This is a genomic window from Rhizobacter sp. Root1221 (assembly GCF_001425785.1).
GTDB lineage: Bacteria > Pseudomonadota > Gammaproteobacteria > Burkholderiales > Burkholderiaceae_C > Rhizobacter.
Genome location: NZ_LMDI01000012.1, coordinates 42,863 through 58,561 on the forward strand (window position 1 = coordinate 42,863; position 15,699 = coordinate 58,561).

General features: G+C 65.9%; 13 protein-coding genes. 11 read left to right on the top strand and 2 right to left on the bottom strand.

Going from position 1 to position 15,699, the window contains the following annotated elements; all coding sequences use genetic code 11:
- Positions 1-9: 9 nt before the first annotated feature.
- Positions 10-2,136 carry a peptidase domain-containing ABC transporter gene (locus tag ASC87_RS10025; protein WP_056660368.1) on the top strand — a complete coding sequence of 709 codons (2,127 nt, stop codon included), beginning with the start codon at positions 10-12 and terminating at the stop codon, positions 2,134-2,136.
- A gap of 14 nt (positions 2,137-2,150) precedes the next feature.
- Positions 2,151-3,413 carry an HD-GYP domain-containing protein gene (locus tag ASC87_RS10030; RefSeq protein WP_056660371.1) on the top strand — a complete coding sequence of 421 codons (1,263 nt, stop codon included), beginning with the start codon at positions 2,151-2,153 and terminating at the stop codon, positions 3,411-3,413.
- An 8-nt stretch (positions 3,414-3,421) separates the two neighbouring features.
- Here ASC87_RS10030 and ASC87_RS10035 read toward each other — a convergent pair whose 3' ends face one another.
- Complete coding sequence (locus ASC87_RS10035; RefSeq protein ID WP_056660374.1) at positions 3,422-3,709, bottom strand: YkgJ family cysteine cluster protein; 288 nt, start codon at positions 3,707-3,709, stop codon at positions 3,422-3,424.
- Positions 3,710-3,859: 150 nt separating this feature from the next.
- Between ASC87_RS10035 and mnmG the strand changes: the two genes are divergently transcribed.
- From mnmG to ASC87_RS10055, 4 genes are read left to right on the top strand one after another with little or no spacing between them, the layout of a single operon-like run.
- A complete protein-coding gene (gene mnmG / locus ASC87_RS10040; RefSeq protein WP_056660377.1) occupies positions 3,860-5,833 on the top strand; it encodes a tRNA uridine-5-carboxymethylaminomethyl(34) synthesis enzyme MnmG in 1,974 nt (657 codons plus the stop codon).
- Positions 5,820-6,467 (top strand): 16S rRNA (guanine(527)-N(7))-methyltransferase RsmG, encoded by a 648-nt coding sequence (gene rsmG / locus ASC87_RS10045; protein WP_056660380.1) that lies wholly within the window; start codon positions 5,820-5,822, stop codon positions 6,465-6,467. The genes mnmG and rsmG overlap by 14 nt, the downstream gene beginning before the upstream one ends.
- A gap of 2 nt (positions 6,468-6,469) precedes the next feature.
- On the top strand, positions 6,470-7,081 hold the full coding sequence (locus ASC87_RS10050; protein ID WP_056661197.1) for a LysE family translocator: 612 nt from the start codon (positions 6,470-6,472) through the stop codon (positions 7,079-7,081).
- A gap of 40 nt (positions 7,082-7,121) precedes the next feature.
- Positions 7,122-7,910 carry a ParA family protein gene (locus ASC87_RS10055; protein WP_056660383.1) on the top strand — a complete coding sequence of 263 codons (789 nt, stop codon included), beginning with the start codon at positions 7,122-7,124 and terminating at the stop codon, positions 7,908-7,910.
- A gap of 25 nt (positions 7,911-7,935) precedes the next feature.
- On the opposite strand, the gene argC is transcribed toward ASC87_RS10055, so the two are convergent.
- Complete coding sequence (gene argC, locus ASC87_RS10060; protein ID WP_056660386.1) at positions 7,936-8,877, bottom strand: N-acetyl-gamma-glutamyl-phosphate reductase; 942 nt, start codon at positions 8,875-8,877, stop codon at positions 7,936-7,938.
- Between the two features lie 45 nt (positions 8,878-8,922).
- On the opposite strand from argC, the gene ASC87_RS10065 reads away from it, so the two are divergent.
- The 5 genes from ASC87_RS10065 to ASC87_RS10085 all read left to right on the top strand — a co-directional run bounded on the left by ASC87_RS10065 (position 8,923) and on the right by ASC87_RS10085 (position 15,692).
- Entirely contained in the window at positions 8,923-9,489 is a 567-nt protein-coding gene (locus tag ASC87_RS10065; RefSeq protein WP_056660389.1) for an alpha/beta hydrolase, read from the top strand.
- A 22-nt stretch (positions 9,490-9,511) separates the two neighbouring features.
- Complete coding sequence (locus tag ASC87_RS10070) at positions 9,512-10,405, top strand: ParB/RepB/Spo0J family partition protein (RefSeq protein ID WP_056661200.1); 894 nt, start codon at positions 9,512-9,514, stop codon at positions 10,403-10,405.
- 392 nt (positions 10,406-10,797) lie between these two features.
- Positions 10,798-12,720 (top strand): PrkA family serine protein kinase, encoded by a 1,923-nt coding sequence (locus tag ASC87_RS10075; protein WP_056660392.1) that lies wholly within the window; start codon positions 10,798-10,800, stop codon positions 12,718-12,720.
- 108 nt (positions 12,721-12,828) lie between these two features.
- Positions 12,829-14,100, top strand: coding sequence for a YeaH/YhbH family protein (locus tag ASC87_RS10080; RefSeq protein WP_056660395.1), 1,272 nt, complete (start codon positions 12,829-12,831; stop codon positions 14,098-14,100).
- Positions 14,101-14,105: 5 nt separating this feature from the next.
- Positions 14,106-15,692, top strand: coding sequence for a SpoVR family protein (locus ASC87_RS10085; protein ID WP_369820754.1), 1,587 nt, complete (start codon positions 14,106-14,108; stop codon positions 15,690-15,692).
- Positions 15,693-15,699 lie beyond the last annotated feature (7 nt).

The following is a 15,699-nucleotide window of genomic DNA, read 5'->3' on the forward strand; positions in this document are numbered from 1 at the left end:
GAGGACACCATGCTCGATGCCCTGAAGTTCGGATTTGCCAGCCGCCGCGTGCCGCTGGTGTTGCAGACCGAGGCCGCCGAATGTGGCCTGGCCAGCCTGGCCATGGTGGCCTCGCACTTCGGCCTGCGCATCGACCTGCCTACGTTGCGCGACCGCTTTTCGCTGTCCGCGAAGGGGGCCACGCTGGCCGACCTCGTGCGCATTGCCGGCCTGTTGCAACTCAACGCCCGCCCGCTGCGCGCCGAGCTGGAGCACCTGCCGCAACTCCAGGTGCCGTGCATCCTGCACTGGGACCTGAACCACTTCGTGGTGCTGACCGAGGTGCGCCGCAACGTCGCCACCATCCACGACCCGGCCCGCGGCGTGCGGCGCCTGCCGATGAGCGAGGTGTCGAAACACTTCACCGGCGTGGTAATGGAACTGGTTCCGGCGGCCGACTTCCGCCCGAAGACCGAGAAGCAGCACATCAGCCTGCAGCAGCTGCTGGGCCGCGTGACCGGCTTGCGGCGTTCGCTCGCGCAGATCTTCGTGCTGGCGCTGGCGCTCGAAGGGTTCATGCTGCTGGCGCCGTTTTTCCTGCAGTGGGTGGTGGACTCGGTGCTGGTGAGCGCGGACCGCGACCTGCTGGTCACGCTCGGCATCGGCTTCGGCCTGCTCGTGCTGATCCAGGTGGCCACCGGCGCGGTGCGGTCGTGGGCGGTGCTGTACCTGTCGTCCACGCTGAACCTGCAGTGGCTGAGCAACGTGTTCGCGCACATGATGCGGCTGCCGGTGAGCTGGTTCCAGAAGCGTCACACGGGTGACGTGATGTCGCGCTTCAACGCCATCCAGCACATCCAGCAGACCATGACCACGAGCTTCATCGAGGCCGTGCTCGATGGCCTGCTGGTGATGCTGACGCTGGGCATGATGTTCGTCTACAGCGGCACGCTGAGCGGCATCGCCATCGGCTGCGTGGTGGTCTATGCGCTGATGCGCTGGGTGTTCTTCCGCCCCCTGCGCGATGCCACCGAAGAGAGCATCGTGCACGACGCGAAGCGCGAAACCCACTTCCTGGAGTCGCTGCGCGGGGTGCAGTCCATCAAGCTGTTCAACCGCCAGGAAGACCGCCAGGCGCAGTTCATGAACCGCGTCGTCGACGCGATGAACGCCAACCTCGCCACCCGCAAGCTCGACCTGATGTTCGGCGTGATCCACAAGCTGGTGTTCGGGCTCGAGCGCATCGCGGTGATCTGGGTCGGGTCCATGCTGGTGATGGATCACCGCTTCTCGGTGGGCATGCTGTTCGCCTTTTTCGCCTACAAGGAACAGTTCGCGGTGCGGGTCAGCGGCCTCATCGACAAGCTCGTCGAGCTGAAGATGCTGCGGCTGCAGGGCGAACGCCTGGCCGACATCGTGCTGTCGTCACCCGAGGTGGAGGTGGGCGGCGGGGTGGTGCGTGAGCGCCGTGTCGAGCCGCGCCTGGAGCTGCACGACGTGAGCTTCCGCTACTCCGACTCCGAGCCCGACATCCTCAGCGGGCTGAGTTTCACCATCGAGCCGGGAGAGTCGGTGGCCATCGTCGGCCCGTCGGGGTGTGGCAAGACCACGCTGCTCAAGCTGATGCTCGGCATCCTCGCACCGCAGGATGGCGAGATGCGGGTGGGCGGGGTACCGCTGTCGCAGCTGGGGTTGAGGGCGTGGCGCGACATGATCGGCACGGTGATGCAGGACGACCAGCTGTTTGCCGGCTCCATCACTGACAACATCTGCTTCTTCGATGCCCAGCCCGACCACGAGTGGGCCGAGGAATGCGCCCAGCTCGCCGCCGTGCACGACGAGATCGCCGCCATGCCGATGGGGTACCACACGCTCATCGGCGACATGGGCGCGAGCATCTCGGGCGGCCAGAAGCAGCGCATCCTGCTCGCGCGGGCGCTGTACAAGCGCCCGCAGATCCTGTTCCTGGATGAGGCCACCAGTGCACTCGACGTGGACCGCGAGCGCATCGTCAACCAGGCCATCAAGCAACTCCAACTGACACGTGTGATCGTGGCCCACCGGCCCGAGACCATCGCGTCCGCGGGCCGTGTCATCGTCCTGAAGGACGGCAACGTGACGCAGGACCTGCGCAGCGTCAACGCCGCGTCGCGGTAGGGGCTCCCACACGCATGTATGCATTCCAGACGGCCGGCAGCGAGCCCAACCCGCATGCGCTGGCAGCGCTCGTGAAGGCGAGTGAACAACACGCCATCGTGGCGTCGCGCGACATCGTCGACGTCCGCGGTGTGAAGCTTTGGGCGCAGGGGCAGGCCGTGTCGGCGTCGCTGCACCAGCGCCTGATCGACCGGCGGTTGCAGAACCCGCTCGAGGTGTGCCTGATGGCGGAAGGCGGGGTCACGCCGTTTTCGCTGCTGTCTGACTTGAGTGAGCTTATCGATTCGTCGAGTCCGATAGCCTTCATGATCAGGCCCTGGGCGTCGGTGCTGCTCGAACAGATGCAGCACATCCCGCTGCATTCGGTGGCGCAGCTGATGCTGACGGCCTCGTTGGCCACCCGGCCGGCCACCCTGCCCCATGCGTTGGCCGCCATGGCGTTGGCTGGGGCCATGGTGGCCAGCCGCCAGGGCTCGCCGCAGGACATCCGCCTCGCGATGCTGGGCGGCCTGCTGCACGACATCGGCGAGGTGTACATCCACCCGCAGTACCTCGACTACGGGCAACCGCTCGACCTGATGGGCCACAAGCACCTGGTGATCCACCCGCGGGTAGGCCAGATGTTGTTGAGCACGCTGACGGACTACCCGGCGGCGCTGTCGCGCGCGGTGGGTGAACACCACGAGCGGCTGGACCGGTCGGGGTACCCGGCGCGGCTGGAGGGCGACGAGGTGTCTACCCTTGGCCGTGTGCTGGCCGTGACCGAAGTGACGCTGGGCATCATGCGCTGGCCCAACGCGCCACTGACCCGCGCAAGCTTTGCGCTGCGGGTGGTACCGGGCGAGTTCGATCCCGTCTGGGCCTCGTTCGTGTGGGACGCGGCGCGTGAGGTCGATGAAAACCCGGGCGCGACCGCCAACACGATCGACCTGTACCAGCAGCTGGCCGACATCGACCAGCAGCTGGTGCAGGCCCAGACTCTGGGGCAGGAGTTGCAAGACCAGGGCCGCACCCTGCCCGTCATCAACGTGGTGACGCAGGCGATGCATCGCCTCGACCGGTTGCGGGTGGCATGGAATGCGCTCGGGCTGTGGCGTGTGTCGGCGGGGGATGCCCCGCAGGCGGAACGTTTCGAGCTGGAGCTGGCCCATGTGGAGTTGCGCCAGCGCATGCGCAGCGTGCAGCGCGAGTGCCTGCTGGTGAGCGACCGGCTGGGGGAGGCCGAGAAGTTTCGCGTGGCGCCGTTGTGGAAGGGCCTGATGGCCGGGCGCGATTGAACCAGACGTCAGGGTGCGGTAGCCGCCTCGACATGGCCCAGCCAGCGAAGGGCCTGCTCGGGGGAATCACCACACATGTCGGGGTCGGGCTTCAGCGACGAACACACGGCTGGGCGGTCGGGGTGGCCGAAAATCTTGCAGCGGAGGTCGTCCGTCAACTGCACACACCGCACGCCAGCAGGTTTGCTGATGCCATCCACGAGCGGCATTCCCGGGATGGGCGACGAGATGGACGGTGCGATGCAGCAGGCGCCACAGCCGGGCCGGCAGGCGTGAGGGGTGAATCGGTCGGACATCCTCACATTATTCGCTGCCCACGCCACGTTCCGGCCATTCCGGGAGTCCCCAGCCCGTGACGGCAAGGGGCCCACAGCCTAAAATTCACGTCTTGCCCGCTCCCGTTTTTCGGTGTAGCCGCGGCCCCCTTTTTCCCCCGGAGTTCCTTGATGTTGTACCCCCACGAGTTCGACGTGCTCGTCGTCGGCGGAGGCCATGCCGGCACCGAAGCCGCCCTGGCCGCTGCGCGCATGGGTTGCCGCACGCTGCTGCTGAGCCACAACATCGAGACGCTCGGCCAGATGAGTTGCAACCCGTCCATCGGCGGCATCGGCAAGGGCCACCTGGTCAAGGAGGTCGATGCGCTGGGCGGTGCCATGGCGCTGGCCACTGACGAGTCGGGCATCCAGTTCCGCATCCTCAACAGTTCGAAAGGCCCGGCCGTGCGGGCCACCCGCGCGCAGGCCGACCGCATCATCTACAAGGCAGCGATCCGCAGCCGCCTGGAAAACCAGCCGAACCTCACGCTCTTCCAGCAGGCCGTCGACGACCTGATGGTCGAGGGCGACCGGGTGGTGGGTGCCGTGACCCAGGTGGGTATTCGCTTCCGCGCCCGCGCGGTGGTGCTGACCGCCGGCACCTTCCTCGACGGCAAGATCCACGTCGGGTTGCAGAACCATGCCGGTGGCCGTGCGGGTGACCCGCCGGCGGTGTCGCTGTCCGCGCGGCTGAAGGAGCTGAAGCTGCCGCAAGGCCGGCTGAAGACCGGCACCCCGCCGCGCATCGACGGCCGGTCCATCGACTTCAGCCGCCTGACTGAACAGCCCGGTGACCTGGACCCGGTGCCGGTGTTCAGCTTCATGGGGAACACCGCGATGCACCCGACGCAGGTGCCCTGCTGGATCACTCACACCAACGAGCAGACGCACGACATCATCCGCTCCGGCTTCGACCGCAGCCCCATGTTCACCGGGATCATCGGTGGCGTGGGCCCGCGGTATTGCCCCAGCATCGAGGACAAGATCAACCGGTTCGCCGACAAGGACTCGCACCAGATCTTCCTGGAACCCGAGGGGCTCACCACCCACGAGTTTTACCCGAACGGCATCAGCACCAGCCTGCCCTTCGACGTGCAGTTGCTGGCGGTGCGGTCGATGCAGGGGCTGGAAAACGCCCACATCCTGCGCCCGGGTTACGCCATCGAGTACGACTACTTCGACCCACGCGCGCTGAAGGCCACGTTTGAAACCAAGTCCATCGGCGGACTGTTTTTCGCGGGCCAGATCAACGGCACCACCGGCTACGAAGAGGCGGCGGCCCAAGGCCTCTTCGCTGGGCTGAACGCCGCGCTGCAGGTGCAGGGCAAGTCGGCTTGGACGCCGGGGCGCGACCAGGCGTACCTCGGTGTGCTGGTCGACGACTTGATCACGAAGGGGGTAACCGAGCCCTACCGCATGTTCACCAGCCGCGCCGAGTTCCGCCTGCAGCTGCGCGAGGACAACGCCGACGCCCGCCTGACCGAGGTGGGGCGCGCGATGGGCCTGGTGAACGACGCCCGCTGGGATGCCTTCAATCGGAAACGCGACGCTGTTTCACGTGAAACAGAACGGCTGAAGTCCACCTGGGTTCAACCGAGCACCCTCCCCGCTGCCGATGCCGAAGCTTTGCTTGGTAAGGCACTCGAACACGAGTACAGCCTCGCCGACCTGCTGCGCCGGCCCAATGTGAACTACGCGACGCTCGAAAAGATCGCTGCCATCGCCCGACCCGCTGCCGGTGTTTCACGTGAAACACTGCAAACCGAACTGGGTGCCGAACTGGCTGATGAGGTGATCGAACAGGTGGAGATCAGCGTGAAGTACGCCGGCTACATCAACAAGCAGAACGAGGATGTGGAGCGCGCTGCGCACTACGAGCACCTGCGTTTGCCTACCGAGTTGGACTACAGCAAGGTCACGGCGTTGAGTTTCGAGGCCCGTCAGAAGCTGGCGGCCCAACGCCCCGAGACCCTGGGGCAGGCTTCCCGCATCTCTGGCATCACCCCGGCCACGATCTCGCTGTTGTTGATCCACTTGAAAAAGGGCCGCTTCCAAGGTTTTGCCGCCAACGACACCAACCGGTCACCCGACGATGCAGCCGCCTGAGTCGGAGGTGTTGGCCGCTGGACTGGAGGCGCTTGACCTGGACCTGGGCGAGGCCCAGCGGTCCGCCCTGCTCGCCTACCTCGCGTTGATCGCCAAGTGGAACAAGGTCTACAACCTGACCGCGGTGCGGGATCCTGCCGAGATGATGACGACCCACCTGCTCGACAGTCTGGCGGTGGTAGCGCCGTTGCGTCGGCACTTGGGTGACCGGCCGGCGCGGGTGCTCGACGTTGGCAGTGGCGCGGGCCTGCCCGGTGTGGTGTTGGCAATCGCCCTGCCGCAGCTGACGGTGACCTGTGTCGACACGGTGGGCAAGAAGGCCAGCTTCATCCAGCAGGTGGCGGGGGAACTGAAGTTGCGCAACCTGTCGGCGCAACATGCGCGCGTCGAATCGATGGCCATTGCGCCGGTGGACGTCGTGACGTCCCGGGCGTTTGCGTCGCTGGTGGACTTCACGTCGCTGACTACCCAGCACCTGGCCCCCGGGGCGGTGTGGATGGCGATGAAGGGCAAACGCCCTGGTGATGAGCAGGCTGCCCTGCCCTCTGCCGTGGAGGTGTTTCACGTGGAACAACTGACCGTACCCGGCTTGAATGCCGAACGCTGCCTGATCTGGATGAGGCCACGACCATGAACGTGCTGGGAATCTCCGACTACGGCTCGTTCTGTGCCGCTGTGCTGTTGTTCCTGGCGCTGCCCGGCCCCGGCACGTTTGCGCTGCTGACCTCCACCGGGAAAGGTGGCTTCCGTGCCGGGGCCTCCTGCATGCTGGGGTTGATTGCCGGTGATCAGGCCTTGCTGTGGATGGCGGTGGCCGGTGTGGCGGCCGTGCTGGCCACACACCCGGTGGCATTCAAGCTGGTGCAGTACGGTGGAGCGGCGTACCTGGTGTGGATCGGGCTGAAGCTCATCCTCGCGCGGGACGGTGCCAAGTCGCCCATCCACATCGAACCGCGCCACTATGCCAAGCAAGGGTTCTTCATCACGCTGCTGAACCCGAAGGCCATCGTCTTCTACATGGCATTCTTCCCGCTGTTCATCAACCCGACCACCCACCTCGGCCTGCCCACCTTCGCAGCCATGGCGGTGACGATTGCGTTGCTCACCACCGTGTACTGCCTGACCCTGTGTGCCTTCGCGAACGCCGTCTCCCAAAAGGTCAAGGCGCACCGGCGGCTGTCACAGTGGTTGCAGCGGTTGGCCGGCATGTGCCTCGTGGCCTTCGGTGTCCGCCTGACCACGAACTGATGACCGACCCCCTTCCCTTCGCACGCTCCTGGAACCGCCCATGACCCGCATCTTCTGTGTTGCCAATCAAAAAGGTGGCGTCGGTAAAACCACCACCACCGTGAACCTGGCCGCGGGCCTCGCCAAGATCGGGCAGCGCACGCTGGTCGTCGACATGGACCCGCAGGGCAACGCCACCATGGGCTCCGGCATCGACAAGCGTTCGCTGCCGCTGACGGTGTATGACGTGCTGCTGGAAAGTGCGTCCATTGCCGAGGCCCGGCAGCACAGCGAGAAGGTGGGCTACGACGTGCTCGGTGCCAACCGCGAACTGGCGGGGGCCGAGGTGGACCTGGTAGGTGTGGAGCGGCGCGACGGCCGTCTCAAGGGGGCGCTGGCCGCCGTGGCCGGCGACTACGATTTCGTGCTGATCGACTGCCCTCCGTCACTCAGCATGCTGACCCTGAACGGCCTGTGCAGTGCCCACGGGGTCCTGGTGCCCATGCAGTGCGAGTACTTCGCGCTCGAGGGCCTGAGCGATCTGGTGAACACCATCAAGCAGGTGCACGCCAACCTGAACCCGGACCTGCAGCTGATTGGCCTGCTGCGGGTGATGTTCGATCCGCGCATCACGTTGCAGCAGCAGGTCAGCGAGCAACTCAAGGCCCACTTCGGTGAGAAGGTGTTCAACACGGTGATCCCGCGCAACGTGCGCCTCGCGGAGGCGCCGAGCTACGGCTTGCCGGGCGTGGTGTTCGACCCGCAGTCGAAGGGTGCCCTGGCGTTCATCGATTTCGCACGCGAGATGGTGGACCGCGTGGCAGCGCCACCGGCTGCCGTGGCCGCCTGACGGCGGGCCCCGGCAGCGGGGAGGGTCAGAGGCCGAGGCCTTCGTCCACCCCGAGGTGCACGTTCATCGCCTGCACCGCCGCGCCACTGGCGCCCTTGCCCAGGTTGTCGAGGCGGGCCACCACCAGCAACTGGGTGTCGTTGCCGAACACCAGGATATCGACCTGGTTGGTGTCGTTGTTGGCCTGCACGTCGAGGAACCCGTCTTCCAGCGTGGCCGGGTCACGCACCGGCAGCACGCGGATGAACCGCTCGCCAGCGTAGCGTTTGGCAAACGCATCGTGCACCTTCTCGGCCGTGGTGCCGGCCGGCATTTGTGAGAGATGCAAGGGCACACTCACGGCCAATCCCTTGAGGAACGGGCCCACGATGGGCACGAACACCGGCGGCACGATCAACCCGGTGTGGGCCATCATCTCGGGCAGGTGCTTGTGGGCGAGGCCCAGGGCGTAGGGGCGCGGGGCGTCGAGCTTCGGGTCGCCGCCAGCCTCGTACTGCTCGATCATCTTCTTGCCGCCGCCCGAGTACCCGGTGATGGACGTGGCGCTCGCCGGCAGCGTGGCCGCCACCAGGCCGGCGTCGATCAGCGGGCGCAACAGCAGGATGAACGCCGTGGCGTGGCAGCCCGGGTTCGCGATGCGCTTGCTGGTGCGGATCAGGCTGCGCTGGTCGGGCGCAAGCTCGGGCAGGCCGAAGGCCCAGCCCGGGGCCGTGCGGAACGCCGTGCTGGCGTCGATCACGCAAGTGTTGGGGTTGGTGACCAGCGATACCGCTTCGCGCGAAGCGGCATCGGGCAGGCACAGGAAGGCCACGTCGGCGGCATTGAGCAGGCGCGCCCGCTCGGCGGCATCCTTGCGGCGGTCGGCGTCGATGCGCAGCACCTCCACGTCCTGGCGCTGGGCCAGGTACTCGTGGATGCGCAGGCCGGTGGTGCCTTCTTGCCCGTCGACAAACACCCGATACTTCATGGTCGATTTCCTCGTTGACTGAGTCGTGAAGGATAAGGCACACCGATGACCGAACGTGACAAGACGTCGAAGCCCACACACCGTGTGCTCCTGCTGCCCGGTTGGCAGAACTCCGGCGCTGGCCACTGGCAGAGCCGTTGGGAGTTGCGATATGGCGACACCCGCGTGGACCAGGACGACTGGCAATGGCCCAAGCGGGGCGACTGGCTCGCGCAGCTCGAACACGCGGTGCTGGCCGACCCCCGCCCCGCCCTGCTCGTGGCCCACAGCCTGGGCTGCCACCTGGTGAGTGCCTGGGCTGCCCATTCGCAGCACGCGGCCCGTGTGGTGGGGGCGCTCCTGGTGGCCCCGCCGGATCTGGACCGGGATGACCTGCCGCCCCAGCTCGCCCCCTGGCGCAGCACCGTGCGGCGGGCGCTGCCCTTCCCCGCCACGGTCGTCTGGAGCGACAACGACCCCTATTGCGCCCCCGCCCGTTCCGAGGCCATGGCGGCCGCGTGGGGTGCCTCGCAGGTGGCCGCCGGGCCCCGGGGACACCTCAACGGCGATTCGGGCCTGGGTGATTGGCCCGAAGGCCGCGAATTGCTCAAGAACCTCACGGGCGAGTGCTGAGGGATCAGTGAAAATGCCGGCCATGGTCACCAAGAAACCCAAAGGCCTCGGCCTCGGCCTCGAAGCGCTGCTCGGGCCCAAAGTCAGCGACGTTCCGGTTCCGGCCGACGACGGTACCCCCCGTTCCCTGAAGCTCACCCAGCTGCAGCCGGGCAAGTACCAGCCGCGCACGCGCATGGACGAAGGTTCGCTCTACGAGCTGGCCGAAAGCATCCGCGCGCAGGGCATCATGCAGCCGATCCTGGTGCGCCCGGTGGGGTCCAACCGCTTCGAGATCATCGCGGGCGAACGCCGCTCGCGCGCGGCCAAGCTGGCGGGCCTCGACGAGGTGCCCGTGCTGGTGCGAGAGGTGCCGGACGAAGCCGCCGCCGCCATGGCGCTGATCGAGAACATCCAGCGCGAAGACCTGAACCCGCTCGAAGAGGCCCAGGGCATCGCCCGCCTCGTCAACGAATTCAACCTCACGCACGAGCAGGCGGCGCAGGCCGTGGGGCGTTCGCGCAGCGCCGCCAGCAACCTGCTGCGCCTGCTCAACCTCGCCGAACCCGTGCAGCAGATGCTGATGGCGGGCGACATCGACATGGGCCATGCGCGCGCGCTGCTGCCGCTCGACGGGGCGCAGCAGATCCTGAGCGCCGCCGAGATCGTGGCGAAAAAACTGAGCGTGCGCGACGCCGAAAAGCTCGTCACCCGCGCCGTCAGCGGCCGCCAGCAGCCCCTCATCCGCGTGGCCAAGGACAAGCCCCGCGACATCGCCCGCATCGAGGAGGAGCTGTCCGATGCACTCACCGCCCAGGTGGACATCCGGGTGAAAAAGCGCACCAAGCGCGGCGAGCAGGGCGAGGTGGCCATTCAGTTCGGTTCGCTCGACGAGTTGAACGGCTTGTTGCAGAAGCTCGGCCTCCGCCAGCAGTGACATCTGCTAAGGTGGTGGCGAGAACGTTGACAGTGCAACCACGGGGGGAACTCCGCGCCACCCGGCAGGCTCACTCGTTTGCGGGCTGCAATGAATCGAAGTTAGGGGCACACTCGCTGTAAACCACCGAGAAGCCCACCGTGTCAACCAGGTGCCCTTGGAGAGAGTTGGAATAAGCTAAGCCGTGAACTGTTGGGCAAAACCCCGGGTTCTCCGGGCATGATGGCCCACACGATCACCGAAGCTTGGCAGAACTTGGTACAAAGCAATCAAGCAGTGAGCTGACCCCCAAGGAAAGCTCTGATGAAGTCCTGCAACGGGTTTCATCAGAACTTCCCCCAACGGTGCAGAGGTGGCCCCTCCGCACGTTGCCTTGATGCCAGGAGGTCAGCATGGATGTGATCAGCCATTTCGCCGCTCGTTTCGAACGCACGCGAGAAGAGGAACTCTCTCTCGAAGAGTACCTCGCCGAGTGCAAGCACAACCCCGTGGCCTACGCCACCGCCGCCGAGCGCATGCTCAAGGCGATCGGCGAGCCCCAGACCATCGACACGCGCAACGACCAGCGCCTCTCACGCCTGTTCGCCAACAAGGTGATCAAGGTGTACCCGGCCTTCGCCGAGTTCTACGGCATGGAAGACGCGATCGAACAGGTCGTCTCGTACTTCCGCCATGCGGCGCAGGGCCTCGAGGAAAAGAAGCAGATCCTCTACCTGCTCGGCCCCGTGGGCGGCGGCAAGTCGTCCATCGCCGAACGCCTGAAGGCGCTCATGCAGGAAGTGCCCTTCTACGCGATCAAGGGTTCACCGGTGAACGAGACACCGCTGGGCCTGTTCGATCCCATCGAGGACGGGGCCATCCTCGAGAAGGAATACGGCATTCCGCGCCGCTACCTGAACCGCGTGCTGTCGCCGTGGGCCGTCAAGCGGCTCGACGAATACGGTGGTGACATCCGCAAGTTCCGCGTGGTCAAGCGTTACCCGTCCGTGCTCAAGCAAGTGGGCATCGCGAAGACCGAGCCGGGCGACGAAAACAACCAGGACATCAGCTCGCTGGTGGGCAAGGTCGACATCCGAAAGCTCGAGACCTTCGCGCAGGACGATCCCGATGCCTACAGCTACTCCGGCGGCCTGTGCCTCGCGAACCAGGGCCTGCTCGAGTTCGTCGAGATGTTCAAGGCGCCCATCAAGGTGCTGCACCCGCTGCTCACCGCCACGCAGGAAGGCAACTACAAGGGCACGGAAGGGTTCGGTGCCATCCCGTTCGACGGCATCGTGCTCGCGCACAGCAACGAGAGCGAGTGGAAGACCTTCCGCAACAACAAGAACAACGAGGCCTTCCTCGACCGGATCTACATCGTCAAGGTGCCGTACTGCCTGCGTGTCAGCGAGGAGGTGAAGATCTACGAGAAGCTGCTGCGCGGCTCGTCGCTCGCCCAGGCCACGTGCGCGCCGGGCACGCTGAAGATGATGAGCCAGTTCGCCGCCCTCACGCGCCTGAAGGAGCCCGAGAACTCGAGCCTCTATTCGAAGATGCTCGTGTACGACGGTGAAAACCTGAAGGACACCGACCCGCGCGCGAAGAGCTTCCAGGAATACCGCGACTACGCCGGGGTCGACGAGGGCATGAGCGGCATCTCCACGCGCTTTGCCTTCAAGATCATCAGCAAGGTGTTCAACTTCGACAGCACGGAGGTCGCAGCCAACCCGGTGCACCTGATGTACGTGCTCGAGAAGCAGATCGAACGCGAGCAGTTCCCCGCCGACACCGAACAGCGTTACCTTGCCTTCATCAAGGAGCATCTCGCGGTGCGGTACGCCGAATTCATCGGCAAGGAAATACAGACCGCCTACCTCGAGAGCTACAGCGAGTACGGCCAGAACATCTTCGACCGCTACGTCACGTACGCCGACTACTGGATCCAGGACCACGAGTACCGCGACACCGACACCGGCGAGGTGTTCGACCGCGCCTCGCTGAACGCCGAGCTCGAGAAGATCGAAAAGCCCGCCGGCATCGCGAACCCGAAGGACTTCCGCAACGAGATCGTCAACTTCGTGTTGCGGGCCCGCGCGAACAACGCCGGCAACAACCCGGTCTGGACCAGCTATGAAAAGCTGCGCACGGTGATCGAGAAGAAGATGTTCTCGAACACCGAGGAGCTGCTGCCGGTCATCAGTTTCAACGCCAAGGCCAGTGCCGACGAAGCCAAGAAGCACGAAGACTTCGTCACCCGCATGGTGGCCAAGGGCTACACGCCGAAGCAGGTGCGCCTGCTCTGCGAGTGGTACCTGCGTGTCCGGAAAAGCTCATGAACGCCCTCCGGCCGCTGCGCACCGCCGCCGATTCCCCGGGGGCGTCGGGCGGCCGGGTGCGCGGGCCCGGCTCGGCCGGCTAGTCCGGCGACAGAATGAAGGAGTCGCATGTTCCAGCAGATCATCGATCGTCGACTCGCGGGCAAGAACAAGTCCATCGGCAACCGTGAGCGCTTTCTTCGCCGCCACAAGGACCAGATCCGCGAGGCGGTGAAGCGGGCTGTCGACGGCCGCGGCATCCGCGACATGGCGCAGGGGGAAGACATCCACATCCCCCGGCGCGACATCGCGGAACCGGTGTTCGGCCATGGCCAGGGGGGCAAGCGCGAGATGGTGCACCCCGGCAACCAGGACTACATCCGCGGCGACCGCATCGAACGCCCGAAGGGCGGCCAAGGCGGCGGTGGCGGCGGCCAGGCGAGCGATTCCGGCGAGGGGGACGACGACTTCGTCTTCCACCTCACGAAGGAAGAGTTCATGCAGGTCTTCTTCGACGACCTGGCCCTGCCCAACCTCGCGCGCACCACCCTCGCAGAAACCCCAGAATTCAAGACCCACCGCGCCGGCTACAGCAGCGACGGCACACCGAACAACCTGCACGTGGTGCGGTCCATGCGCGGGGCCATCGGCCGGCGCATCGCGCTCGGGTCCGACGCGCGGCGCCAGTTGCTCGCGCTCGAGGAAGAGCTGATCGCGCTGCAGACCGCCGCGGGCGACCACAAGGAAGAGATCGCCGCGGTGGAGGCCGCCATCGCGGTGCTGCACGCCCGCATCGGCCGCATCCCGTACCTCGATCCCATCGACCTGCGCTACCGCAGCCGCGTGCGGGTGCCGGTGCCCACCGCGAAGGCGGTGATGTTCTGCCTGATGGACGTGTCGGGGTCGATGGATGAGAGCCGCAAGGACCTGGCGAAGCGCTTTTTCATCCTGCTGTACCTGTTCCTCACGCGGCACTATGAACGCATCGACATCGTGTTCATCCGCCACCACACGCAGGCCCAGGAGGTGGATGAGCAGAACTTCTTCCACTCCACCGAAACAGGCGGCACCGTGGTGTCGAGCGCGCTGGTGCTGATGGAAGAGATCGCCCGGGCCCGTTACCCCACGAGCGAGTGGAACATCTACGGCGCGCAGGCGAGCGACGGTGACAACTGGCACCACGACAGCGGCCGCTGCCGCGAGTTGCTCGCCCACAGCATCCTGCCGCTGTGCCGCTACTTCGCGTACGTGCAGGTGGCCGAGGAAGAGCAGAATCTGTGGGATGAATACAGCGCCCTCGCCGCCGAATCCAAGGCCTTCGCGATCCGCAAGGTGACCGAGGCGTCGCAGATCTACCCGGTGTTCCGCGAGCTGTTCAAGAAGGAAGGAGCTGCGGCATGAGTGCGATGCAAGCCAGCACCGCGAGCCTCGAGGCGTTCGACGCCGCCCGCCGCCCGGCGCGCGCGGCCGACATCCGCCCGCCCCCGCGTGCGAGTGAACCCCTGCCCTCCCCGAGCGACTGGTCGTTCGAGTTGATCGAGCGGTACCACGAGCGCATCAGGGCCACGGCCGAACGGTTCGGCCTCGACACCTACCCGAACCAGCTCGAGATCATCACCGCCGAGCAGATGATGGACGCCTACGCGTCGGTCGGCATGCCGGTGAACTACCGGCACTGGAGCTACGGCAAGGAGTTCATCTCCACCGAAAAGAACTACCGCCGCGGCCACATGGGCCTCGCGTACGAAATCGTCATCAACTCCAACCCCTGCATCAGCTACCTGATGGAGGAAAACACGATGGGCATGCAGGCCCTCGTGATCGCCCACGCGGCCTACGGCCACAACAGCTTCTTCAAGGGCAACTACCTGTTCCGCATGTGGACCGATGCGTCGTCGATCATCGACTACCTCGTCTACGCGAAGAACTACGTCGCCGACTGCGAGGAACGCCACGGGGTCGACGCGGTGGAGGCGCTGCTCGACAGCTGCCACGCGCTGATGAACCACGGCGTGGACCGCTACCGCCGGCCCAGCCGCAAGTCGCTCGCCCAGGAACTCGCCGACCGCAAGGACCGCGAGGCCTACGCGCAGCGCCAGGTCAACGACATGTGGCGCACGCTGCCCCCGAAGGCCGAGAAGGCCGCCGAGGAATCGCAGGCCCGCCGCTTCCCCGAAGAGCCGCAGGAAAACCTGCTGTACTTCATCGAGAAGAACGCGCCGTTGCTCGAGCCGTGGCAGCGCGAGGTGGTGCGCATCGTGCGCAAGGTGGCGCAGTACTTCTACCCGCAGCGCCAGACGCAGGTCATGAACGAAGGCTGGGCCACGTTCTGGCACCACCACCTGCTCAACACCATGTACGACGACGGCCACCTGTCGGACGGCATGATGATCGAGTGGCTGAAGTCCCACACCAACGTGGTGTACCAGCCGCGGGTGGGTGACCGGGGCTACAGCGGCATCAACCCGTATGCGCTGGGCTTTGCGATGTACTCCGACATCAAGCGGATGTGCGAGCACCCCACCGACGAGGACCGCTACTGGTTCCCCAACATCGCGGGGCGCGACTGGCTCGAGACCATCGACCACGCGATGCGCAACTTCAAGGACGAGAGTTTCATCGGCCAGTACCTGTCGCCGAACCTGATGCGCGAGTTCCGGCTGTTCGCCATCGTCGACGACGACAAGCAGTCCGAGCTGGAGGTGTCCGCCATCCACGACGAACAAGGGTATCGCCGCGTGCGCGAGGCGCTGTCCCACCAGTACGACCTCGGCAGCCGTGAACCCAACATCCAGGTGTGGAACGTGAACCTGCGTGGCGACCGTTCGCTGACGCTGCGCCACACGCAGCACAACGACCGCCCATTGCATGAGGGCGCGCAGGAGGTGCTGAAACACGTGGCCCGCCTGTGGGGTTTCGGCGTCCAGCTGGAAAGCGTGAACAACGCCGGTGACGTGACGAAACGTTGGTCCGTGCCGGCACCGCCGGCCTGAGCGTCCG

Coding starts and splice junctions, on each gene's coding strand:
- rsmG (WP_056660380.1), top strand. CDS start 5,820: ATGCAGCCGCCTGAGTCGGAGGTGTTGGCCGCTGGACTGGAGGCGCTT.
- ASC87_RS10035 (WP_056660374.1), bottom strand. CDS start 3,709: ATGTCCGACCGATTCACCCCTCACGCCTGCCGGCCCGGCTGTGGCGCC.
- ASC87_RS10025 (WP_056660368.1), top strand. CDS start 10: ATGCTCGATGCCCTGAAGTTCGGATTTGCCAGCCGCCGCGTGCCGCTG.
- mnmG (WP_056660377.1), top strand. CDS start 3,860: ATGTTGTACCCCCACGAGTTCGACGTGCTCGTCGTCGGCGGAGGCCAT.
- ASC87_RS10085 (WP_369820754.1), top strand. CDS start 14,106: ATGCAAGCCAGCACCGCGAGCCTCGAGGCGTTCGACGCCGCCCGCCGC.
- ASC87_RS10055 (WP_056660383.1), top strand. CDS start 7,122: ATGACCCGCATCTTCTGTGTTGCCAATCAAAAAGGTGGCGTCGGTAAA.
- ASC87_RS10070 (WP_056661200.1), top strand. CDS start 9,512: ATGGTCACCAAGAAACCCAAAGGCCTCGGCCTCGGCCTCGAAGCGCTG.
- ASC87_RS10075 (WP_056660392.1), top strand. CDS start 10,798: ATGGATGTGATCAGCCATTTCGCCGCTCGTTTCGAACGCACGCGAGAA.
- ASC87_RS10065 (WP_056660389.1), top strand. CDS start 8,923: ATGACCGAACGTGACAAGACGTCGAAGCCCACACACCGTGTGCTCCTG.
- ASC87_RS10030 (WP_056660371.1), top strand. CDS start 2,151: ATGTATGCATTCCAGACGGCCGGCAGCGAGCCCAACCCGCATGCGCTG.
- argC (WP_056660386.1), bottom strand. CDS start 8,877: ATGAAGTATCGGGTGTTTGTCGACGGGCAAGAAGGCACCACCGGCCTG.
- ASC87_RS10080 (WP_056660395.1), top strand. CDS start 12,829: ATGTTCCAGCAGATCATCGATCGTCGACTCGCGGGCAAGAACAAGTCC.